The sequence below is a fragment of the Actinoallomurus acanthiterrae genome (assembly GCF_054775715.1).
Window position 1 is genome coordinate 3,183,989 of the sequence record NZ_BAAHCO010000001.1, and the last position, 21,467, is coordinate 3,205,455.

The window sequence follows — 21,467 nt, forward strand, 5'->3', positions numbered from 1 at the left end:
ATGAAGCTGGCGGAGGCATTCGAGCGTGTCGTCGGACGCGATGCGCAGGTGGAGTTCCGGGCCTATGACGAGAGCCGTGCGGGCGCTCTCGGCGCGGACATCAGGGTGGAGGTGAAGTCGCCGTACGCGATCTCCTACCTCGCCCACGCGCCGGGCGCGCTCGGGCTGGCGCGGGCGTACGTCGCGGGGCACCTCGACATCATCGGGGACATGCATACGGCGCTGTACCGGATGCAGTCGGCGCTCGGGGAGCTGACGTGGGCCGACAAGAGGACACTGCTGCGCGGCATCCTGCGCGACCCGCTGCTGCGCGCCGCCGCGCTGAAGCGCCTCGACCCGCCGCCGCAGGAGGTCCGGCCCGCCCGGGTGCCGCTGCTGTCGGGCCTGCGGCATTCCAAGCGCCGTGACGCCAAGGCGATCTCCCACCACTACGACGTCTCCAACACCTTCTACGAGTGGGTGCTCGGCCCGTCGATGGCCTACACCTGCGCGTGCTTCCCGTCGGAGGACGCGACGCTGGAGCAGGCGCAGTACAACAAGTTCGACCTGGTCGCGCGCAAGCTCGGACTGCGCGAGGGCATGCGGCTGCTCGACGTCGGCTGCGGCTGGGGCGGCATGGTCATGCACGCCGCCCGCGAGTACGGCGTGAAGGCGCTCGGCGTGACGCTGTCCAAGCAGCAGGCCGAGTGGGCGCAGAAGGCGATCGCCGAGGCCGGGCTGTCGGAGCTCGCCGAGGTCCGCCACCTCGACTACCGGGACGTCACCGAAGGCGACTTCGACGCCGTCAGCTCGATCGGCCTGACCGAGCACATCGGCAAGGCCAACGTCCCCGGCTACTTCTCCTTCCTGTACGGCAAGCTGAAGCCCGGCGGGCGGCTCCTCAACCACTGCATCACCCGTCCCGACGACAGCGAGCCGTCGATCCGCGAGGAAGGCTTCATCAACCGGTACGTCTTCCCCGACGGTGAGCTCGAGGGCCCGGGCTGGCTGGTCTCGCGGATGAACGACGCGGGGTTCGAGATCCGGCACGAGGAGAACCTCCGCGAGCACTACGCGAAGACCCTCACCGGCTGGTGCCGCAACCTCGACGACCATTGGGACGAGGCCGTCGCCGAGGTGGGGGAGGGCACCGCTCGCGTGTGGCGGCTGTACATGGCCGGCTCGCGGCTCGGCTTCGACCTCAACTGGATCCAGCTGCACCAGGTCCTCGGCGTCAAACTGCACGGCGACGGCCGCTCCGGCATGCCGCTGCGGCCCGCGTTCGAGCCGCCGACGGCCGGCTGACCCGCGACGACGCGTGGTCGCGGAGCGCGCTCCGCGACCACGCGTCGTCCATCGGGAAGCCGTGACCGCCGCTGCCTACCGGGAGCCGCGTCCGCCGCTGCCTGCCAGGAGCCGCGTCCGCCGCTCGGCCGGGCGCCCTGGGCGCGCGCTCGTCTCGCCGTCGCCTGCCCGCGCGTACGGAGCACTGACGGTCGGGTTCGTCGCCCCGATCGCGGATGATGTCCTGCCCTGGCCGGGTTCGCCGAAGACGGTGACGCTGCGGCGAGGGCGTTTTAACGTCACCCTATGACGGAGATCGCGACGATCCGGGCGAACGACCTGACCTTCGGCTACCTGGAGGCCGGCAGCGGGCCGCTCGCCCTGTGCCTGCACGGCTTTCCCGATTCGGCGTACACGTGGCGCCACCTGATGCCCGCGCTGGCCGACGCCGGCTACCACGCGGTCGCGCCGTTCCTGCGTGGGTACGCGCCCACGGAGGTGCCGAAGGACGGCGCCTACCAGACAGGCGCGCTGGCGGCGGACGCGAACGCGCTGCACGAGGCCTTCGGCGGAGGCGCCGACGCGGTGCTCATCGGGCACGACTGGGGTGCCGCCGCGACGTACGCCGCCGTCTCGGCGGCGCCGGAACGCTGGCGGCGCGCGGTGGCGATGTCGGTCCCACCGTTCGGCGCGCTGCTGTCGGCGTTCTTCGACTACGCGCAGCTCAAACGGTCCTTCTACGTGTTCCTCTTCCAGACGCCGCTGGCCGAGACGGCGGTGCTGACGGAGGACATGGCGTTCCTCGACGGCCTGTGGGCCGACTGGTCGCCCGGCTACGACGCGGCGCGTGACGTCGCGCATGTCAAGGAGTGCCTGCGCGACCCGGAGAACCTCGCAGCCGCCATCGGCTACTACCGGGCGATGCTCGACCCGTCGCTGCACGTTCCCGCGTACGCCGCCGTGCAGGAGGCGGCCGAGCGCGTCGGCGAGCGGCCGGTGTCCTATCTGCACGGCGCGGCCGACGGCTGCCTGGCCGCGCCGTCGGCGAAGGACGTCGAGGGCCATCTCCCGCCCGGGTCGGTGGCGCGGATCGTCGCGGACGCCGGCCACTTCCTCCACCTGGAAAGGCCGGACGAGGTGAACCGGCTGATCCTCGACTGGATGGCCGGCGACGATTGACCGGGATTCGCCGCCCGCCTGCGACGTAAGTGGTCACTTTGACAGAATGGAGCAGAATGGGATTCTAATGATGAGGGGTGACGGATGACGGCGGAGAAGACCCGGCCCGACGGGATCGATCTGACCGGATGGGAGTTCTGGGAACGTCCGCTCGAGGAGCGTCACGCGGCGTTCCGGACCCTGCGGTATCTGCCCCGGCCGGCGTTCTTCCGCGAACCCGAGATGTCGTTCCTGCCGACGGGGCCCGGGTACTACGCGCTGGTGAGCCACGCGGACGTCGTGGAGGCGTCGCGCCGGCCGACTTCTGCTCCGGGCAGGGCGCGATCAACATCAATGACATGCCGGCCGACCTGGGCGAGTACTTCGGCTCCATGATCAACATGGACGATCCGCGGCACGCCAAGATCCGCCGGATCGTCTCGCGCGCGTTCTCGCCGCGCATGATCCAGCGGTTCGAGGACCAGGTGCAGGCCACCGCCGGGCAGGTCGTCGAGGAGGTCCTGGCCAAGGGCGGCGGCGACTTCGTCACCGACGTCGCCGCCCGGCTCCCCTTGAAGATCATCTGTGACCTGATGGGGATCGACGAGAGGCACTACAAGACCGTCTTCGACAACACCAACGTCATCCTCGCCGGCGCCGACCCCGAGTTCGTCCCCGACGATCCCGACCAGGTCGCGCTCCAGCTCCTCGAGGCCGGGCAGACCCTGAAGGACCTCGTCGAGGAGGTCGGCCGGCGCCGCCGCAACGAGCCGACCGGTGATCTCATCTCGGCCCTGGTCAACGCGAACATCGACGGCGAGTCGCTGACCGACCAGGAACTCGGCTCCTTCTTCATCCTCCTGGTCGTCGCCGGCAACGAGACCACGCGCAACGCCATCGCGCACGGCCTGCACCTGCTCACCGCCAATCCGGAGCAGCGGGAACTCCTCGCCTCGGACTTCGAGCGCTACATCCCGGGCGCCGTCGAGGAGATCGTGCGGTACGCCTCGCCGGTCATCTGGATGCGGCGCACCGCGACCCGCGACACCGAGCTGAACGGCCATGAGTTCAAGGCCGGGGACAAGCTGCTGCTGTACTACTGGGCGGCCAACCGGGACGAGACCGTCTTCACCGACCCGGAAGTCTTCGACATCACCCGGGATCCCAACCCGCACGTGGGCTTCGGCGGCCCAGGCCCGCACTTCTGCCTCGGCGCGCACCTGGCCCGCAGGGAGGTCACCGTGATGTTCCGCGAGCTGTTCCGGCGGGCTCCGGGCATTCGCGCCACTGGCGAGCCCGACCGCCTGCTCTCCAACTTCATCAACGGCATCAAGCACCTGCCCTACGCCGTCTGACGCGTGACACGGGTACGGCGCGGCGTCGTACCCGTGATCATGTTATCTTGGTAACATGGTAACAGTTGAGCGCGTCCAGACGGGGCTGCGGATCGAGCGCAACACCCTGAAGGTCCTCAAGGCGCTCGCCGAGTATCTCGACATGCCCCTGGGCGAGCTGGTCGAAGGCGTCGTCCTGCACGCCTTCGAGGGAAAGGCGCCCTTCTCCCCGGAGACACTGCGAAAGGTCGAGCAGCTCACGTCGGTGTACGGTCTGACGCTGACTGCCGCCGACGCGCACCGGCTGGAGGAGAGATGACGGCCGATCCCGGACGCCGTGATCCGGCCCCCGCCGCTCGGCACCGCCTCACCGGCACGATCCGCGTCGGCCTCCCCCCCGAGGAGGCCTTCCGCCTGTTCACCCCGGTAGGCGAACGAGACTGGGTGGACGGCTGGGACCCGCGCTTCCCGGTGCCGACCGAGGACGACACCGCGCCGGGCACGGCGTTCGAGACGGCGGCCCACGGCCGGGTGACCACCTGGGTGGTCACGGCCCGCGAGCCCGGGCGCGCCGTCTCGTACGCCCGCGTCACCCCCGGCGCCCAGGCCGGGACCGTGTCCGTCGTCCTGGACGGCGAGGACGGCCCCGGAACGCGGGTGACCGTCACCTACGAGCTCACCGCGCTGACCGAGGCCGCGCAGGACGAGCTCCGCCACTTCGCCGCCGGTTACCCGGACTTCCTCCGGTCCTGGGAGCGGGCGATCGGTGTCGCGCTGGGGCTCTGACGCCCCACCGGCGCCGCTGGTCCGCGGTGACCACAAATCGCCCGGTGTCCTTGCGTCTGCGATAGTCTTGAGGTATGCGATCTCGGCTGCTCCTTAGCCGGCCGCGTTGACCTGAGCCGTCAACGCGGCAGCCCCTCCTGCGCGAGGGGCGTTCTCATGCAAGGAGCGCGTTCATCCGCTAGCCGAAGCCGTGCGAATCAGACGAGGAATCCATGACAGGCGCCGACGAGAACTACGACCCACGGACGATCCAGGACAAGTGGCAGGCCCGGTGGGAGGAACTGAAGCCCTTCGCGGCGAGCGAGGACCCCGATGACGATCGGCCTCGCAAGTACGCGCTGGACATGTTCCCGTACCCCTCCGGCGATCTTCACATGGGTCACGCCGAGGCGTTCGGGATCGGCGACGTCATCGCCCGCTACTGGCTGCAGAAGGGGTACAACGTCCTGCACCCCATCGGCTGGGACTCCTTCGGTCTGCCGGCGGAGAACGCCGCGATCAAGCGCAATTCCCACCCCGCCGAGTGGACGTACACCAACATCGACACCCAGGCGGAGTCTTTCAAGCGCTACGCGATCTCATTCGACTGGTCGCGCCGACTGCACACCTCCGACCCGGAGTACTACCGCTGGAACCAGTGGCTGTTCCTGCGCTTCTACGAGCGAGGCCTGGCCTACCGCAAGGGCGGGCAGGTCAACTGGTGCCCCAAGGACCAGACGGTGCTGGCCAACGAGCAGGTCGTCAACGGACACTGTGAGCGGTGCGGCTCGCTGGTCGAGAAGCGCGTCCTGACGCAGTGGTACTTCAAGATCACCGAGTACGCCGACCGGCTGCTGACCGACATGGCGGGCCTGGAGTGGCCCGAGCGGGTGCTGCTGATGCAGCGCAACTGGATCGGCCGCTCGGAGGGCGCGGACGTCGCCTTCCAGATCGAGGGGCGCGCGGAGCCGGTCACCGTCTACACGACCCGGCCGGACACCCTGTTCGGCGCGACGTTCTTCGTCGTCGCCGCGGACGCCGCGCTGGCCGATGAGATCTGCGCGCCGGAGCAGCGCGCCGAGTTCGAGGCCTACCGCGACGCCGTAGGGCGCGAGTCGGAGATCGAGCGGCTGTCCGCCGACCGGGAGAAGACCGGCGTCTTCCTGGGCCGCTACGCGATCAACCCGGTGAACGGCGAGCGCATCCCCGTGTGGGCCTCCGACTACGTCCTGGCGGAGTACGGCCACGGCGCGATCATGGCGGTGCCCGCCCACGACCAGCGCGACCTGGACTTCGCCCGCAAGTTCGGCCTGCCGGTCCGCGTCGTCGTCCAGACGGGTGAGACGGACCCGGCCGAGACCGGGGTCGCCACCCCCGGCGAGGGCGAGCTGGTCAACTCCGGGCCCCTGAATGGCCTGACCAAGTCCGCCGCCATCCCGCGGATCGTCGAGGTCCTGGAGGAGAAGGGCCTGGGCAAGGCATCCGTCAACTACCGGCTGCGCGACTGGCTGATCTCCCGGCAGCGGTTCTGGGGCACGCCGATCCCGATCATCCACTGCGACGCGTGCGGCGAGGTCCCCGTCCCCGACGAGCAGCTGCCGGTGCGCCTGCCGGACGACCTGCGCGGCGCCGACCTGGCGCCGAAGGGCGTGTCGCCGCTGGCGGCGGCCGACAACTGGGTGAACGTCGAGTGCCCCAAGTGCGGCGGCCCGGCCAAGCGCGACACCGACACGATGGACACCTTCGTCGACTCGTCCTGGTACTTCCTGCGCTACTGCTCGCCGGACTACACCGACGGGCCGTTCGACGTGGAGAAGGTGCGCCGGTGGATGCCGGCCGACCAGTACACCGGCGGTGTCGAGCACGCCATCCTGCACCTGCTGTACGCGCGGTTCTTCACCAAGGTGCTGTACGACATGGGGATGGTGGACTTCACCGAGCCGTTCAACCGGCTGGTCAACCAGGGCCAGGTCATCCTGAACGGCTCCGCGATGTCCAAGACGACCGGCAACCTGGTCGACCTGGGCGAGCAGATCGCCGAGTACGGCGTCGACGCCGTGCGGCTGACGATGCTCTTCTCCGGCCCGCCGGAGGACGACATCGACTGGGCCGACGTGTCCCCGTCCGGTTCGGTGAAGTTCCTGGCTCGCGTGCACCGGGTCGCCGCCGACGTGACCTCCGAGCCCGGGGCCGACCCGGCGGCCGGGGACGTCGAGCTGCGCAAGATGACGCACCGGACGATCGACGAGGTCACCAGGCTGGTCGAGGCGCACCGGTACAACGTCGCGATCGCGCGGATGATGGAGCTGACCTCCGCCGCCCGTAAGACGATCGACGCCGGCCCGGGAGGCGCCGACCCGGCGGTGCGGGAGGCGGCCGAGACTCTGGCGGTCATGCTGTCGCTGGTCGCGCCGTACACCGCCGAGGAGCTCTGGGAGCGGCTGGGCCGTACCGCTCCGGTGACCAAGGCGGGGTGGCCGACGGCCGAGCCCGCGCTGCTGGTTCAGGAGTCGGTCACCTGCGTCGTGCAGGTGGCGGGCAAGGTCCGCGACCGCCTGGAGGTGTCCCCGGACATCGCCGAGGGCGACCTGGAGCGGCTGGCCCTGGACTCGGAGAAGATCCGGGCCGCACTGGGCGACCGGGGCGTGCGTAAGGTCATCGTGCGCGCCCCGAAGATCGTGAACATCGTGCCCGCCTAACGGGCGAATCCACCCGGGTCGGTGCGATCTCGCCGACCCGGGTGGGATCACATCTTGCGCAGGACCGCCACCACGCGGCCGAGGATCGTGGCGTCGTCGCCGGGGATCGGGTCGTACGCCGGGTTGTGCGGCATCAGCCAGACCTTGTCGTCGCGCCGCTTGAGCGTCTTGACGGTGGCCTCGCCGTCGATCATCGCCGCGACGATGTCGCCGTTCTCCGCGACGGGCTGCTGACGCACGACGACCCAGTCGCCGTCGGCGATGGCGGCCTCGATCATCGAGTCACCGGTGACGTTCAGCAGGAAGTGCGTGCCCTCGCCGACGAGCTGCCTGGGCAGCGCGAAGACGTCCTCGACGGCCTCCTCGGCGAGGATCGGGCCACCGGCGGCGATGCGGCCGACGAGCGGGACGTACGCGGGGGCGGGGCGCGTCGAGGCCTCCTGGCCATTGGTGATCTCGTACGCCTCGTGCTCGGGCTCGGCGGCGACCGCCGAGGATCCGGGCATGCGGACGACCACCGCGCGCGGCCGGTTCGGGTCGCGCAGCAGGAAGCCCTTGCGCTGCAGGGTGCGGAGCTGGTGGGAGACGCTCGAGGTGCTGGTCAGCCCGACGGCCTCGCCGATCTCGCGCATCGAGGGCGGGTAGCCGCGCCGCTGGACCGAGTCCCTGATCACCTCCAGCACCTTGCGCTGGCGGACCGTCAGCCCGCTCTCGTCGCCTGGGCCGTCCGGCATTTCCCGAACCTTGCTCATGGTGTCTCCGATGGATGTCTTCTCGCGGTGACGCGCGGCCGCCGGTATTTCACTCCCGTAGAGGGACGTTATCGCTTCTCCGGGAAATGATCAAACAGGTGTTCGAAAAATGTGGAATTTTACGGTCCGGGGCTATGTTGCCTTTAGTTCGTACACGTGTTCGATAATAATTCTTGTGCGGGCGTTGGTGAAGGGCGGATGTCGTCATCGGGCGCCGGTGTGCCGAAGGGGGTGGTCGCCGTCGTGTGTCCGGGCGGGACATGGCAGGCTTGGCCGCCGGGGGTGCGCCCGCGCGAGAGCGCCGGCGCAATGTGATCCACTTCACCGTTTCGGCCGTCGGCGGCGTCTCCGCAGGTCAATGAGGGAGACGTGTGCCCTGGCGGCGGGTCGCCGCGCCCGGAGGAGGGCGCGACACGCCGTAAGAGGCGGCGGATCTCCTCGTGAGCGGGCTCTTCGCGTCAGGTGCCTCGTGTGGGTTGCGATGCCCTCGGTCGGGCTCTACGGTTGGACCACAACATCTAGTAGTTACATGGATGTAGTTCACCATAGGTTGTGGTTACAAGGTGAGGTTCGCGTAGAAGACGCGTGACTCGCTGTCAGGGGGAGGAGTCCGGAGGCATGCACTGCCCGTTCTGCCGACACACCGACAGCCGAGTCATCGACAGCCGGGCGACCGACGACGGATCCGCCATCCGGCGCCGTCGCTCGTGCCCGGAGTGCGGTCGTCGCTTCACCACCCAGGAGACGGTCCTCATGATGGTCGCCAAGCGCAGTGGCGTCACCGAGCCGTTCTCCCGGGAGAAGATCATCGCCGGAGTGCGCCGGGCATGTCAGGGCCGTCCCGTGAACGAGGACGCGCTCGCCATGCTCGGGCAGCGGGTCGAGGAGGCGATCCGGGCGACCGGGAACGCCGAGATTCCCTCGCACCAGATCGGGCTGGCGATCCTCGGACCGCTCCGTGAACTCGACGAGGTCGCGTACCTGCGATTCGCCTCCGTCTACCGGGGGTTCGAGACGCTCGACGACTTCGCCAAGGAAATCGAATCGCTGCGCGTGGCGAACGACGGCGACGCCCTGTCCTAGGGCGGCGCCCGCGCCGCGGGCTTGTACGGGTAATCCTGGAGGTGGGCCTGGTGTGCCCGAGAAGGGGGATGTCATGACAGAGACGGTGAGCGGCTCAGCCCGACGGGGGAAGGCGAGCCGCAAGGGCGTGAAGATGGAGCGCATCTTCACGCGGCCGGGCGTCCACCCGTACGACGACGTCAAGTGGGAGCGGCGCGACGTCGTCATGACCAACTGGCGCGACGGGTCGGTGAACTTCGAGCAGAAGGGCGTCGAGTTCCCCGCGTCCTGGTCCGTCAACGCGGTCAACATCGTCACGTCGAAGTACTTCCGCGGCGCCGTGGGCACCCCGCAGCGCGAGTGGAGCCTGAAGCAGCTGGTCGACCGGGTCGTCGGGGTCTACACCGAGACCGGCGTCAAGAACGGCTACTTCGCCTCCGACGAGGACGCCGAGATCTTCGACCACGAGCTGAAGCACGCCCTGGTCAACCAGGTGTTCAGCTTCAACTCGCCGGTCTGGTTCAACGTCGGCACGGCCTCTCCCCAGCAGGTCAGCGCCTGCTTCATCCTGTCGGTGGACGACACGATGGAGGCGATCCTGGACTGGTACAAGGAAGAGGGCGTCATCTTCAAGGGCGGCTCCGGGTCGGGTGTGAACCTCTCCCGCATCCGCTCCAGCAAGGAGCTGCTGTCCTCCGGCGGCACCGCGAGCGGCCCGGTGTCGTTCATGCGCGGCGCCGACGCCTCCGCGGGCACCATCAAGTCCGGTGGCGCGACCCGCAGGGCGGCGAAGATGCTCGTCCTCGACGTCGACCACCCCGACGTCGAGGAGTTCATCGAGACCAAGGCGCGCGAAGAGGACAAGATCCGCGCGCTCCGCGACGCCGGCTTCGACATGGACCTCGGCGGCAAGGACATCGTCAGCGTCCAGTACCAGAACGCCAACAACTCCGTCCGTGTCTCCGACGAGTTCATGCGCGCGGTCGAGTCGGGCGACTCCTTCGGCCTGCGCGCCCGCCGTACGGGCGAGGTCATCGAGCGGGTCGACGCCAAGGGCCTGTTCCGCAAGGTCGCCAAGGCGGCCTGGGAGTGCGCGGACCCGGGCATCCAGTACGACGACACGATCAACGACTGGCACACCAACCCCGAGACCGGGCGCATCACGGCCAGCAACCCGTGCTCGGAGTACATGAGCCTGGACAACTCGTCCTGCAACCTCGCCAGCATCAACCTGCTGAAGTTCCTGGGCGAGGACAACACCTTCGACGTCGCGCGGTTCGTCAAGCTCAGCGAGCTGGTCATCACCGCGATGGACATCTCCATCACGTTCGCCGACTTCCCGACCGAGAAGATCGGCGAGACGACGCGCGCGTACCGGCAGCTCGGCATCGGCTACGCCAACCTCGGCGCGCTGCTGATGGCGACCGGCCACGCGTACGACTCCGAGGGCGGGCGCTCGCTCGCCGGAACCATCACCTCGCTGATGACCGGCGTGGCCTACCGCCGCTCCGCCGAGCTGGCTGGCGCGGTCGGCACGTACGAGGGCTACGCACGCAACGCCGAGGCGCACAAGCGCGTCATGCGCAAGCACGCCGTCGCCAACGACGAGATCCGCACGCTCGACGAGATGGACAAGTCCATCCACCTCGAGGCCACCAAGCAGTGGCAGCAGTGCATCAAGCTCGGCGAGCGGAACGGCTACCGCAACGCCCAGGCGTCGCTGCTCGCGCCCACCGGCACGATCGGCCTCATGATGGACTGCGACACGACGGGCATCGAGCCCGACCTGGCGCTGGTCAAGTACAAGAAGCTGGTCGGCGGCGGCTCGATGCAGATCGTCAACCAGACCGTGCCGCGCGCCCTCAAGAAGCTCGGCTACCAGCAGGAGCAGATCGAGGCGGTCGTCGAGTACATCTCCGAGCACGGCCACGTCGTCGACGCGCCCGGCCTGCGCACCGAGCACTACGAGGTCTTCGACTGCGCGATGGGCGAGCGGGCCATCAGCCCGATGGGCCACGTGCGGATGATGGCCGCGGTGCAGCCGTTCCTGTCCGGCGCGATCTCCAAGACCGTGAACATGCCGGAGCAGGCCTCCGTCGAGGACGTCGAGAAGATCTACTTCGAGGGCTGGAAGCTCGGCCTGAAGGCGCTCGCGATCTACCGCGACAACTGCAAGGTCGGCCAGCCGCTGTCGGTGGCCAAGAAGAAGACCGAGGAGAAGGCCGAGGAGGCGCCGGCCGCGGTCGTCGAGCGCGGCCCGGTCCGCACCCGCCTGCCCAAGCAGCGGTCCGCGACCGTCACCCGGTTCTCCGTCGGCGGCGCCGAGGGCTACATGACCGCCTCCAGCTACCCCGACAACGGGCTCGGAGAGGTGTTCCTCAAGCTCGGCAAGCAGGGCTCCACCCTGGCGGGCGTGATGGACGCCTTCTCGATGGCGATCTCCATCAGCCTCCAGTACGGCGTGCCGCTGGAGACCTGGGTCGAGAAGTTCACCAACATGCGGTTCGAGCCGGCGGGCATGACCGACGACCCGGACATCCGCATGGCGACCTCGATGATGGACTACATCTTCCGTCGCCTCGCCCTGGACCACCTGCCGTACGAGACGCGCGCCGAGCTGGGGATCTTCTCCGCCGAGGAGCGCACCGCGCAGGCGGCGGGCCAGGACCCGGCGTCCCTCTCCACCGAGGAAGACGTCGACCGCGAGTCGTTCGCCCAGTCGGTCCCGGTCGAGCAGCCGAAGGTCAAGGAGCCCGAGCCGCCCGCGGCCGCGCACTCCTCGACCGAGCTGATCGAGAGCCACCAGGGCCGTACGGCCGACGCGCCGCTGTGCCTCACCTGCGGCACGAAGATGCGCCCGGCGGGCAGCTGCTACGTCTGCGAGGGCTGCGGCTCCACCAGCGGCTGCAGCTGATTTCGGGCGCCGTTGAGGCGTGAAGTACCGAGTCAGAGCGGGGAGTCGACGTCACGTCGGCTCCCCGCTCTTCCAGTTCCGCAGGTCGGTGTCGCCTATGACGCGGTGCGGTCGTAGGCGGCGCGTGCATCGGCGATCGCAGCGCGGTGCCGCTCCGCCCACGAGGTGAGCGGCACCAGGAGCTCATACAGTTCCCGGGCCATATCGGTGGCGGTGTACTCGACCTTGGGCGGCACCGTCGGGTAGACGGTCCTGACGAGGAGGCCGTCACGCTCCAGATTGCGCAGGGTGAGTGTCAGCATGCGGCGGCTGATGCCCTTGACCGCCCGCTCCAACTCTGTGAAGCGCACCGGCCCGTGAGCGGCCTCGATCAAGATCCCGATGGCCCACTTGCCGCTGACCCGTTCGAGAACCTGCAGCACCGTGCACGCCGTCGAGTCGTTGACCTGCTCTGATACATCGATGTTCCGCTGAACCATGAATGTGCCTTCTTCCGCCGGAGTCCATGGTCACAAATGATGACTTCTGTAACAAGTCATCCACCTAGGAAGAAGGGACGACTCGTGGGCGAGACCACCGTCCGTACCGGCCGCATGCGCTGGTGGGCCCTCTATGTGCTCTGCGCGGGGACGCTGATGATCGTCCTCGACGGAAGCGTCGTCACCGTGGCGTTGCCCACCATCGGCAAGGGGCTGCACTTCTCGCAGACCGGCCTCGCCTGGCTCGTCAACGCCTACATGATCGCGTTCGGTGGCCTACTGCTCCTGTCCGGACGGCTCGGCGATCTCATTGGCCGCAAGCGGATGTTCCTCGTCGGCATGACGGTGTTCACCGCCGCATCGCTGCTCTGCGGCCTGTCGGGCGGCCAGGAGCTGTTGATAGCCGGGCGGTTCGTCCAGGGGATCGGCGGCGCGATGGCCAGCGCCGTGACCCTGGGCATGATCGTGACGATGTTCACCGAGCCGCGCGAGCAGGCCAGGGCGATCGGTGTCTTCAGTTTCGTGGCCGCGGCGGGAGGCTCGATCGGCGTCATCGCGGGTGGTGCGCTCACCCAGGCGGCCGGCTGGCATTCGATCTTCTTCATCAACGTCCCCATCGGGATCGTCATCGTGGCCCTGGCCGTACGCCTCTTCGAGCCCGACCGCGGGCTCGGCTTCGGTGGGGGAGCCGACCTGGTGGGCGCGTTCCTGGTCACCGGAGGCCTGATGCTGCTCGTCTACACCATCAACAAGGCCGAGGAAAGCGGCTGGGCCTCGATGCACACGCTCGGCTTCGGCGGCCTGTCGATCGTCCTGCTCACGGGGTTCGTCCTGCGCCAGGCGAGGGCGAGCAGCCCACTGCTGCCACTGCGCGTCTTCCGGTCACGTCAGCTCTGGGGAGCCAACGTCGTCCAGATCCTCTTCGTGGCCGCACTGTTCGGGTTCCAGTTCCTCTTCGCGCTCTACCTGCAAGCGGTCAACGGATACAGCGCCGTCGAAACCGGCCTTGCCTACCTGCCCGGACCCGTCGTGATCGCGATCATCTCACTCGGGTTCTCCGCCCGGCTGATGACACGGTTCGGCGGGTGCACCGTCCTGCTGTCGGGGCTGGTGTGCACCGCGGCTGCGCTCGTGCTGCTCGCCCGCCTTCCCGTGCACGTGACCTACGCCGTGGACGTCCTGCCGGCCGTGGTGCTGCTCGGAGCCGGCGCAGGCCTGGCGCTTCCGGCGGTCGTCGGACTGGCCATGTCGGGCGCCACACCCGGCGATTCGGGCCTCGCCTCCGGGCTGCTCAACACCACGCAGCAGGTCGGGGGTGCCCTCGGCGTCGCTGTACTGGCCACGCTGGCGAGTTCGCGCACGCAGAGCCTGCTCACCGATCGGAAGAGCACTCCTGCGGCCCTGACCGGTGGCTACCACCTGTCGTTCGGCGTCGCGACCGGGCTCCTCGTCGCCGGCTTCCTCATCGCGGCCGCCGTGCTGCGGTCGCCGACTGCCTCCTCGCAGCCGCAGTCGGCATCCGCCGACAAGTCGGCGGATGCCGAGGGTTCCGTACTTTCGCAGCACTAGCCCGGGGGGAATACCGCACCCTCGGAATAAGCGCACTGCCCCAGTATTCAGGGCGCCGTTAAGGCGTGAAATAGCAGGTCAAAGCGGGGAGTCGACGAGACGTCGGCTCCCCGCTTCCATGACGGCCCATCGCGCTCTGCGCGCAGGTCCTCGACCGCCGGCGGGTTCGCCATCAGGGGGACCCGGTGGGGGCGCCTTGCCGACGGATCGCTCACCGGCCGGTGCCGGACCCGGCGCTGACGATCGGTGGTGCGGTGGCCTCGTCGATGCCGTCGGCGGCCTGATGGGCGAGGGCGTCGTCGACCGCGTCGGCGTCGTGCAGGTAGGCGTGGTGAGCGGGCGGAATTCAGCGGTGCGCCACGGTCCCCAGCCGGCGCCGGGCGAACGCCACGACGCGGCGTAGCTGCGCCTGCTTCCACAGCACGAGCCCGGTGAGCCCGAGTGCGGGCATGACCAGCACGCGTAGCCACAGCAGCATGGGCTCGGCGAGGCCGACGATCCGAACCTGCAGGCCGCTCAGCAGAGTTCGTTCGCCGTGCTGCGTCAGGCCACGGCCGGCATGAGCGGGCGACCGGAGGAGCCGGCTGCGGCGCAGGAGTCAGAGGCATCGCAGGAGCTGGCGCTGCTGGCCTGGGCGGCCGCCCACGGCCTGGTCGCCCTCGTCCGTGACGGCGCCCTGCAGGCGATGACCGGGACCACCGCACAGGGCACCGCGCGGCTGGCCCATTCGCTGGTCGACCGTTTCACGAACGACATGCGACCCCCCGAACGCGCCGGCTAGACCCTGCCTGTACGAGGGCATCCGGCAATGCCCCAACCGCGCCGGCGTCATCACCGGCCGCCTGGCCGGCCACCCGCTCCGCGAAGCCCACCGCCACTGGTCAGCCCTGGACGGTCGGGCGGATGGTGATCTCGCCGATCTCGACGTCGTGGGGCTGTTCGATGGCGAAGGCGATGGCGCGGGCGACGGCTTCCGGCGCGATGGCGAGTTCGTCCATGGCGCGGCGGATCTGCTCGCGGTCGTGGGCGTTGTCGATGGAGCCGGCGAGTTCGGTGCGGACGTAGCCCGGCGACACCGCGGTCGTCCGCAGCACGCCGTCGGTCGACTCCTGCCGCAGTGCTTCCAGGAAGGTACGGACGGCGTTCTTGGTCGCGGCGTAGACCGCCTGGGTGGGGACGATCTTCAGGCCGGACGTCGACACCGTGGTCACCAGGTGGCCTTGGCCCTGACGGTGGAACACCGGCAGGGCGGCGGCGATGCCGTGGAGCACCCCGCGCAGGTTGACGTCGATCATCGCGGACCAGCCGTCGACGTCGAGGTCGGCCATGGGCCCGAGCTTGGCGATGCCGGCGTTGCCCACCAGCACGTCGAGCCGGCCGAACTCCGTCACGGCCCGGCCGACGAGCCGTTCGAGGTCCTCGGGGCGGGTGACGTCGGTGGCGCAGGCGACGGCACGTCCACCGCGGTCGCGGATGTCCTGGGCGAGCTCGTCGAGGCGCTGGGTCCGGCGCGCGCCGATGACGACGGCCGCGCCGTGCTCGGCGAGCAGGCGCGCCGTGGCCTCGCCGATGCCGCTGCTCGCTCCGGTGATGGCGACGACCTTGCCGCTGATGGCTGGCATGGGAGATCCCTCCAAAGTAAAGTGGACACGTGTCCGTATAGCCGTGAACGCTACCGGACACGTGTCCGGTTAGCCAGTCGCGGAGCAGAGGAACGATGGACTCAACCCGCCGCAGGGCCGACGCGGCCGACAATCGCGCACGGATCATCCGCGTCGCCCGAGAGGTCATCGCGAACGCGGACGAGGTGAAGCTCAACGCGATCGCCAAGCAGGCCGGGGTCGGCCAGGGCACCCTCTACCGCCACTTCCCGACCCGCGAGGACCTGCTCGCCGAGGTCTACCGGGAGGACGTCGACGAACTCGTGGCGGCGGCGCCGGCGCTGCTCGCCGAACACGAGCCGCTCATCGCGCTGGCCCGCTGGTTCGACCGGGTGATCGACTACGCGCAGGTCAAGCGCGGAGTGCTCGCCGCCGTCGAGGCGTCGGTGTGGCGGGACCTCTCCGCCCACAGTCTCGGCCCCATCGGCGACGCGCTGACCGTGCTCCTCGACGCCGGCAAGGCCGACGGGACCGTCCGCCCGGACGTCGACGCCCGCGACGTCATCCTCCTCATCGGCTACCTGACCCGCCTCGACCAGGCCGAGTGGGACACCCGCGCCCGGCATCTGCTCCACATCGTCCTCGACGGACTGCGCCGTCGCGAGTAGCCCGCCCACGCAGGGGGCGCTCGATAGCGCTTCGCCGGTAGGCGGGTCGACGTTCTGACGGGCTGACCTCGCTCGAATTTTCGAATCACCGAGCGGAATGCAGATACGGATCGATACTATGCGTACATGTTCAATCACGCTTCGCCCGGTCGTGTCGCATGAGTAGCCGTAAGCTTCCGCTGGCCGCCGGTCAGGTGGCCCGGACCGCGACCGCCCGCGCGATGCTGCGTGGCGGGGCGGACGAGAAGACCGGAGAGGCCCTGACGGCGCGGGTAATGGCCGAGCGGGTGGGCTGGGTTGCGGACCTGGTCGCCGGCATGGCCACCGGCCTGCTGGCCGAGCATTGGAACGCCGGTGACGCGGCGAGGCTGGCCGCAGGGGTGGATGATACGGGCCGCGCCTTGCCGTCAAATGCGTGGACGGCGTTACGCAGGTTGGGCTGGGCCGTGACCGTCCCGGGCGGGGTCAAGGTCAATGACCGGATCGTGCGGATGACTCAAGAACAGGCCGGGCGGACCCTGCGCGGGGCGCGGCATCGCGCCGAGGTGGTCGCCGGGATCCTGGCGACCTGGCCCGCCGATCCGGACAAGCGCACGGCGGCCGAGTGGGACGCCGTCCGTGAGGCGATCCCTGAGGGCGGGGCCCTGTCCGGTGGCGTGATCAAGGCGCGCACGCGGCAGATCACCGCCTTTCTCGACGCTCATGGGCGGCTTCCGGTTGATGTGTTCGACCTGGAGGATGCGCCGCGTGCGGCGCGGATGCTGGTGCTGGCCGCAGTGGACCGGCAGCAGGCCACCGTGGAGCGCGCCGAGGACGATGCGGCCAGGGTGTTGCTGCGGTTGCAGTTGCCGACCCGCCCTGATCCGCGTTCGTATGCCGACTGGTCCTGGGTGGCCTGTCCGCTCACGCTGCCGTCCACCGTCCCGCCGGATGCGGTGTTGCACCTGCCCACACTCCGCCTCACTACCGGGCCGCGTGGTGGCAGGGTGCACGCCGATGTGGCGTTCTCTAACCCCGTCCCGAAAGCCGAACGGAAGGATCACACGACGGCGCTAGGTGTGGACTGGGGCTTGAACACCCTGCTCAGTGCCGGGGCTTGTCGTTTGCGTCCCGATGGCATTATTACCGTGTTGGGGGCTGGGGCGATGTTCCGGGCCGGTGGGGTGATGGCCCGCCAGCACCGGCTGCGCCGCCACGGCGAACACCTGCACGCCAAATCCGACACCTATCAACGCCTCATCGGCGGCCAGGAGAACCATCACCTGGCCGCCAAACACGCCGTGCTGACGGTCGAACACCGGTATGTGGCCGAGCGCCGGTCGGGTCTGAACGACGCGCTGGCCTGGTCGGCCGCGCGGTGGGCGGTGGATCAGGCCATCGCCGTCGGCGCGAGTGTGATCTATGTGGAGGATCTGCGGTCGATGGAGGCTAAAGGCATGGGCCGCACCCTCAACACCCGCCTCTCCCAAGCGGTGCGGGGACAGGTCGTCGGCAACATGCGGCATCTGGCCGCCGAGGCAGGCATCGCCGTGGTCACCGTTCCGGCCCGAAACACCTCCAAGCACTGCCCGCAGTGTCTGCTGCCGCTGCGGCATTGCAAGGCACCGGACCGGCCCACCACACCCGGATGGAAGTGGGCGATCTGCCCCGACCCCGACTGTGGCTGGCAAGGCGACCGTGACCATGGCGCATGGCGGCGTATCGCCGCTCGCGGCCCGACCCACCAGCACAACACCATCGTTGATCGCGCCACCGGCCAGATGGCCATCGGCCGCGTCGTCGACACGCTCGAAGCGGGTGCGGTCATCACCGCGACCGCGCCTGCTCAGGCCAGCGGGGGTGACCGGTCCAAGACTGGGCCGACCCCGTGCCGATCTCCACGCCCCGTGCCCAGGCGACGCGGGGCACCCTCCACCCCCGACCTCTGCGGGCCGGCGGGTCAGCGTCCGGAGGGACACGCTCACACGGACCACACGCTGCCTCGCGCGGCCTGCCGGTACCAGGGCGTGCGCACCACCACCGTGCACACGATCAGCTCAACCACCCCCACCCGCCGGGACCGTCCACGGCACCGGCCCAAAGGAGCGGCACTGGGCGCAGGTTTCCACCTGCACGCCCACGCCACCCCACCACGGTGGATAGATCCCCTAGTCACAAATACCCAATATGACTACGGATCCCTGAGCTGATCAGAGACGCTGGCCTTCGTCCGGGTCTACGCTGGCCGCCTGGAGTCGGGCACCGCGGTACTCAACTCCGTCAAGGGCAGGAAGGAGCGGGCCGGTAAGCTCTACGCGCGCGTCACGCTCCTCGACGGCGCCTTCCACGAGCAGGACTCCTCCGAGCTCGCGTTCTGGCAGGCCGGCTTCCACGCGTTCAAGGAGGCCGCTGGCCAGGCCGCGCCGGTGCTCCTGGAGCCGGTCATGGCCGTCGAGGTCACCTACCTCGGGACGGGCGAGTTACTCGATGGAGTTCGACTCGTACGCCGAGGTCCCGCGTCACCTGGCCGAGGAGATCGGCGTACGCGCCTGACCGTGCGGGCGTTCCGCCGCCGTCCTGCGGCGGAACGCCCGGCGTTCCCGACGGCGTCGGGAACCTCAGCGAGGGTCGAAGTACACGGTCTCGCTGGTGGCGGGCTGGAAATCCCTGCCGCCGAGGTAGCGCGCCCGCCAGTACCCCGGGCGCGTCTCCTCCACGGTGGAGGAGAAACCGTTGACGGCCGATACGGTCGTCTTGCTGGTCCAGGTGGTCCCATCCGGCGAGAACTCGATGTGGATCTGAGCCTCAGCCGGTGACTCGGGCCCGGGGAAGTCGATGTTCCCCGTCAAGGTGACCGTTCCGGCCTGATCCCCCCGCTCGGCACCGAACTCGCGGATGGCCGACGGTTGTGCGACGATCACGTCGGCCGTCGTCGAGGCGTCCGCCATGAACGGATCCTGAGTCACATAGGTGACTGGAAGCTTGTCGGAGATGTACGGGACCAGTGTCGCCGAGTAACGGCCGTCGGCGTCGGTGGTCACCTGCTGACCCGGGTATTGCTTTCCGATGGTGAAGGTGGCCCCGGTCAGTGGCTGCCATCCGGTGGGGGACTTCCAGGTGGCCCGGCCGGAGATCGCGACTTGGCCGCCGGCGTTGACCCGGAGGGGATTGGCCGTCGCCGTCACCCGTACCGGAGATGGGTGCACGTCGACCACGAGGGTGTTGGTGTTGCCGGCGAGGTATCCGGGGAACTCGTTCGCGTACGGATAGTAGACGTAGAAGTCGGTCTTCCCCTTCAGCGAGCGAGAGTAGGAGAACCGGCCGTCGGCGTCGGTGTGCAACTGGCCGCCGTCGAGGTCGACGGGGTTGCCGATACGGTCGTAATCCGTCACGTTCAGCCACATCGGGGCGTTGGCGAACGGGGTGAGTTGGCGGGTGGCGGGTGAGCGGCTCATGAGCCGGCTGCGTATCGTGGCGTCTCGGTGCGCGTAGCTCACCGTCGATCGGTCGGCGACGAGCGGGTCGAATACCGTCTGCGCGTAATAACTGAGACTGCCGGCCGCGGTGGCCTGAGATCCGTCGGCGGTGGTGGCGTCCACGTTCACCGAGTAATAGCCCAGCGCGTCGAGCTTGAGCGTATCCCTCGTCGCCCAGACGCCGTCCTTGGCGGTACCGGAGCGCAGCACGAAGTCCTCGGTGGCGGCGACCTCCTGACCGTTCGACGGCGAGATGATGTGTGCCTTCAGGTGAGTGATGTCCTGTGCGGATGTCACGGAGACCTCGAGCGTTCCCAGGTCATTGGGGTCGCTGTTCGCCCAGTTCACGACCGGCTGGTCCGCGGCGAACGCGGTTCCCGTCGGCATGAGGATGAAAGGCGCGGTGAGGACGCTGAGCAGTACTATCCCGCTACGGCGCAAGAAGGCTCCTTGTTCGGTCATTATGATCATGGATGACCATAGTCTGGGATTTCATCTGTTTATCGGTTCTGTGCGCCATCTGGCCAATTCCGGAACGTTTGTCATCCATTGATCGTCGTCGTGCGTCTGTTCCCCGCAAGTGTGAGGTCGGCCGCATGTGGAAGAAGAGCTAGATTGCTGCTATCCGCGACAAATTGCGGGCGAATGCGCCTCTCTCCCTCGCGAGGGGGAGACGGATCACTGGTGGTTCACACCGCAGAGGGTCCTGTCCGATAGACGTCTCCGCGAGGCTCGCCAGGGTCACATCGGCTCGACGGGGAGTGCTCGGATGGTGCGGGAATCGGCGGGATCGCCGGAGGGCGTGGGCGCGCACTGGAGCGCCGCGCGCAGGATCGCCGGTTACGGCGCGGCGCTCAGCATGGGGTCCTACCTGGTCGTCAAGGTCATCTGGGTCGTCGCGGCGTTCATCGGCCGGGCCCCCGAGGGTTTCGGCACCGCCGACTGGGTGGCGCTGAACGCCGTCACCGTGGCGATGGCGACGACCGGGGTCGGACTCGGGCTGGCGCTGGCCCAGCGGTGGGGACGCCGACTGCCCGCCGCTCCGGTGGTCTTCTTCGCGTGGGTGGGCGCGGGCTTCCTCGTTCCCATGATCCCGTACATGGTGGCCGCGGGCGTCGTCGGCGCGTTCGGGGCCGACCTGGGCGGTGGGCAGGACGGGTCCGATCCGGCGCCGCAGTGGGAGACGGCGCTCATCACGATCGGGTTCGCGGGGATGGCCGTCGGGCTCGCGGTGGCCCTGCCGATCTATCTGCGGGAGCGGTGGCCGCGTGCCTTCCTCGGCCGGCTCGGGAGCGGCGAGGCCGGCGCGTCGTCACTCGTCATGGCCGCGCTCGCCGCGACCGCCGGGCTGGGCGTGCTCTGGTGTTTCTGGGGCGTGGGCGGGACGCTGGGTTTCGACCCGGCCCATCGCGACCATTGGGATCTCAACGGACGGCTGCTGAACGCGAGCTCGGGACTGTGGGCACTGCTGGGCGCCTGGAGCGTGTGGGCGCTCACCCGCGGGCGGCCCGCCGGGCTCCGGCGGTGGATTCCGACGACCCTGGCCTTCGCGGCGTCGGGCTCGCTCTTCGCGTGGAGCGGCTGGAAGCTGCCGATGGTGATCCTGCGGCCCGGGGGCTTCACGACCGCCGAGTACACCGGGGTGGCGGTCGCCGAACACGCTCTCGGCACCGCCGCCGGCCTGACGCTGCTGACGACGGTCCTGCGGATCGTACGGAGGCAGGGCCCCGGGGGCGGCTGACCGCCCC

At 69.2% G+C, this 21,467-nt stretch carries 16 protein-coding genes and 3 pseudogenes; 14 read left to right on the forward strand and 5 right to left on the reverse strand.

The genetic code is table 11. The features are described 5' to 3' along the window. The 6 genes and pseudogenes from ACYVF7_RS15510 to leuS all read left to right on the forward strand — a co-directional run bounded on the left by ACYVF7_RS15510 (position 1) and on the right by leuS (position 7,219). Entirely contained in the window at positions 1–1,284 is a 1,284-nt protein-coding gene (locus tag ACYVF7_RS15510; RefSeq protein WP_460340207.1) for a class I SAM-dependent methyltransferase, read from the forward strand. 285 nt (positions 1,285–1,569) lie between these two features. Further along, on the forward strand, positions 1,570–2,442 hold the full coding sequence (locus tag ACYVF7_RS15515; RefSeq protein WP_460340209.1) for an alpha/beta fold hydrolase: 873 nt from the start codon (positions 1,570–1,572) through the stop codon (positions 2,440–2,442). An 84-nt stretch (positions 2,443–2,526) separates the two neighbouring features. Next, positions 2,527–3,776 (forward strand): annotated as a pseudogene (locus tag ACYVF7_RS15520) (cytochrome P450). A 55-nt stretch (positions 3,777–3,831) separates the two neighbouring features. After that, positions 3,832–4,074, forward strand: coding sequence for a hypothetical protein (locus tag ACYVF7_RS15525; protein WP_460340212.1), 243 nt, complete (start codon positions 3,832–3,834; stop codon positions 4,072–4,074). Then, entirely contained in the window at positions 4,071–4,541 is a 471-nt protein-coding gene (locus ACYVF7_RS15530; RefSeq protein WP_460340215.1) for an SRPBCC family protein, read from the forward strand. The genes ACYVF7_RS15525 and ACYVF7_RS15530 overlap by 4 nt, the downstream gene beginning before the upstream one ends. A gap of 212 nt (positions 4,542–4,753) precedes the next feature. Beyond that, positions 4,754–7,219: a leucine--tRNA ligase gene (gene leuS / locus ACYVF7_RS15535; RefSeq protein ID WP_460340218.1), complete on the forward strand. Its 2,466-nt coding sequence runs from the start codon at positions 4,754–4,756 to the stop codon at positions 7,217–7,219. Between the two features lie 47 nt (positions 7,220–7,266). On the opposite strand, the gene lexA is transcribed toward leuS, so the two are convergent. Further along, on the reverse strand, positions 7,267–7,971 hold the full coding sequence (gene lexA / locus ACYVF7_RS15540; RefSeq protein WP_460340221.1) for a transcriptional repressor LexA: 705 nt from the start codon (positions 7,969–7,971) through the stop codon (positions 7,267–7,269). Positions 7,972–8,589: 618 nt separating this feature from the next. On the opposite strand from lexA, the gene nrdR reads away from it, so the two are divergent. Both nrdR and ACYVF7_RS15550 read left to right on the forward strand, forming a co-directional pair. Further along, entirely contained in the window at positions 8,590–9,054 is a 465-nt protein-coding gene (nrdR, locus tag ACYVF7_RS15545; protein ID WP_460340224.1) for a transcriptional regulator NrdR, read from the forward strand. Positions 9,055–9,127: 73 nt separating this feature from the next. Further along, the gene (locus tag ACYVF7_RS15550) at positions 9,128–11,947 is read left to right on the forward strand and encodes a vitamin B12-dependent ribonucleotide reductase (protein WP_460340227.1); all 2,820 of its coding nucleotides are present in this window, start codon (positions 9,128–9,130) and stop codon (positions 11,945–11,947) included. Between the two features lie 95 nt (positions 11,948–12,042). On the opposite strand, the gene ACYVF7_RS15555 is transcribed toward ACYVF7_RS15550, so the two are convergent. Beyond that, positions 12,043–12,426 (reverse strand): winged helix-turn-helix transcriptional regulator, encoded by a 384-nt coding sequence (locus tag ACYVF7_RS15555; RefSeq protein ID WP_460340230.1) that lies wholly within the window; start codon positions 12,424–12,426, stop codon positions 12,043–12,045. Positions 12,427–12,510: 84 nt separating this feature from the next. Here ACYVF7_RS15555 and ACYVF7_RS15560 point away from each other — a divergent pair, with 84 nt between their 5' ends. Continuing rightward, entirely contained in the window at positions 12,511–13,995 is a 1,485-nt protein-coding gene (locus ACYVF7_RS15560; RefSeq protein WP_460340233.1) for an MFS transporter, read from the forward strand. 346 nt (positions 13,996–14,341) lie between these two features. Here the strand turns inward: ACYVF7_RS15560 and ACYVF7_RS15565 are convergent, their stop codons facing one another. Continuing rightward, complete coding sequence (locus ACYVF7_RS15565) at positions 14,342–14,473, reverse strand: hypothetical protein (protein WP_460340235.1); 132 nt, start codon at positions 14,471–14,473, stop codon at positions 14,342–14,344. Positions 14,474–14,497: 24 nt separating this feature from the next. On the opposite strand from ACYVF7_RS15565, the pseudogene ACYVF7_RS15570 reads away from it, so the two are divergent. Then, positions 14,498–14,776: pseudogene (locus tag ACYVF7_RS15570) on the forward strand (hypothetical protein); the annotation flags it as partial. 100 nt (positions 14,777–14,876) lie between these two features. On the opposite strand, the gene ACYVF7_RS15575 reads toward ACYVF7_RS15570, so the two are convergent. After that, a complete protein-coding gene (locus tag ACYVF7_RS15575) occupies positions 14,877–15,617 on the reverse strand; it encodes an SDR family oxidoreductase (protein WP_460340238.1) in 741 nt (246 codons plus the stop codon). Positions 15,618–15,712: 95 nt separating this feature from the next. Between ACYVF7_RS15575 and ACYVF7_RS15580 the strand changes: the two genes are divergently transcribed. The 3 genes and pseudogenes from ACYVF7_RS15580 to fusA all read left to right on the forward strand — a co-directional run. After that, positions 15,713–16,264, forward strand: a complete 552-nt coding sequence (locus tag ACYVF7_RS15580) for a TetR/AcrR family transcriptional regulator (RefSeq protein ID WP_460340241.1) — start codon at positions 15,713–15,715, stop codon at positions 16,262–16,264. A gap of 158 nt (positions 16,265–16,422) precedes the next feature. Beyond that, positions 16,423–18,453, forward strand: coding sequence for a zinc ribbon domain-containing protein (locus tag ACYVF7_RS15585; RefSeq protein ID WP_460340244.1), 2,031 nt, complete (start codon positions 16,423–16,425; stop codon positions 18,451–18,453). Positions 18,454–18,561: 108 nt separating this feature from the next. After that, positions 18,562–18,796: pseudogene (gene fusA, locus ACYVF7_RS15590) on the forward strand (elongation factor G); the annotation flags it as partial. Positions 18,797–18,861: 65 nt separating this feature from the next. Here the strand turns inward: fusA and ACYVF7_RS15595 are convergent. Further along, positions 18,862–20,160: a hypothetical protein gene (locus ACYVF7_RS15595; protein ID WP_460340247.1), complete on the reverse strand. Its 1,299-nt coding sequence runs from the start codon at positions 20,158–20,160 to the stop codon at positions 18,862–18,864. Between the two features lie 328 nt (positions 20,161–20,488). On the opposite strand from ACYVF7_RS15595, the gene ACYVF7_RS15600 reads away from it, so the two are divergent. Beyond that, the gene (locus ACYVF7_RS15600) at positions 20,489–21,460 is read left to right on the forward strand and encodes a hypothetical protein (protein ID WP_460340250.1); all 972 of its coding nucleotides are present in this window, start codon (positions 20,489–20,491) and stop codon (positions 21,458–21,460) included. Positions 21,461–21,467: the final 7 nt, after the last annotated feature.

Bases quoted from the DNA above. Each gene is read 5' to 3' on its own strand.
- ACYVF7_RS15510 (WP_460340207.1), top strand. From the start codon at position 1: ATGAAGCTGGCGGAGGCATTCGAGCGTGTCGTCGGACGCGATGCGCAG.
- ACYVF7_RS15515 (WP_460340209.1), top strand. From the start codon at position 1,570: ATGACGGAGATCGCGACGATCCGGGCGAACGACCTGACCTTCGGCTAC.
- ACYVF7_RS15525 (WP_460340212.1), top strand. From the start codon at position 3,832: ATGGTAACAGTTGAGCGCGTCCAGACGGGGCTGCGGATCGAGCGCAAC.
- ACYVF7_RS15530 (WP_460340215.1), top strand. From the start codon at position 4,071: ATGACGGCCGATCCCGGACGCCGTGATCCGGCCCCCGCCGCTCGGCAC.
- leuS (WP_460340218.1), top strand. From the start codon at position 4,754: ATGACAGGCGCCGACGAGAACTACGACCCACGGACGATCCAGGACAAG.
- lexA (WP_460340221.1), bottom strand. From the start codon at position 7,971: ATGAGCAAGGTTCGGGAAATGCCGGACGGCCCAGGCGACGAGAGCGGG.
- nrdR (WP_460340224.1), top strand. From the start codon at position 8,590: ATGCACTGCCCGTTCTGCCGACACACCGACAGCCGAGTCATCGACAGC.
- ACYVF7_RS15550 (WP_460340227.1), top strand. From the start codon at position 9,128: ATGACAGAGACGGTGAGCGGCTCAGCCCGACGGGGGAAGGCGAGCCGC.
- ACYVF7_RS15555 (WP_460340230.1), bottom strand. From the start codon at position 12,426: ATGGTTCAGCGGAACATCGATGTATCAGAGCAGGTCAACGACTCGACG.
- ACYVF7_RS15565 (WP_460340235.1), bottom strand. From the start codon at position 14,473: ATGCTGCTGTGGCTACGCGTGCTGGTCATGCCCGCACTCGGGCTCACC.
- ACYVF7_RS15575 (WP_460340238.1), bottom strand. From the start codon at position 15,617: ATGCCAGCCATCAGCGGCAAGGTCGTCGCCATCACCGGAGCGAGCAGC.
- ACYVF7_RS15580 (WP_460340241.1), top strand. From the start codon at position 15,713: ATGGACTCAACCCGCCGCAGGGCCGACGCGGCCGACAATCGCGCACGG.
- ACYVF7_RS15585 (WP_460340244.1), top strand. From the start codon at position 16,423: ATGAGTAGCCGTAAGCTTCCGCTGGCCGCCGGTCAGGTGGCCCGGACC.
- ACYVF7_RS15600 (WP_460340250.1), top strand. From the start codon at position 20,489: ATGGTGCGGGAATCGGCGGGATCGCCGGAGGGCGTGGGCGCGCACTGG.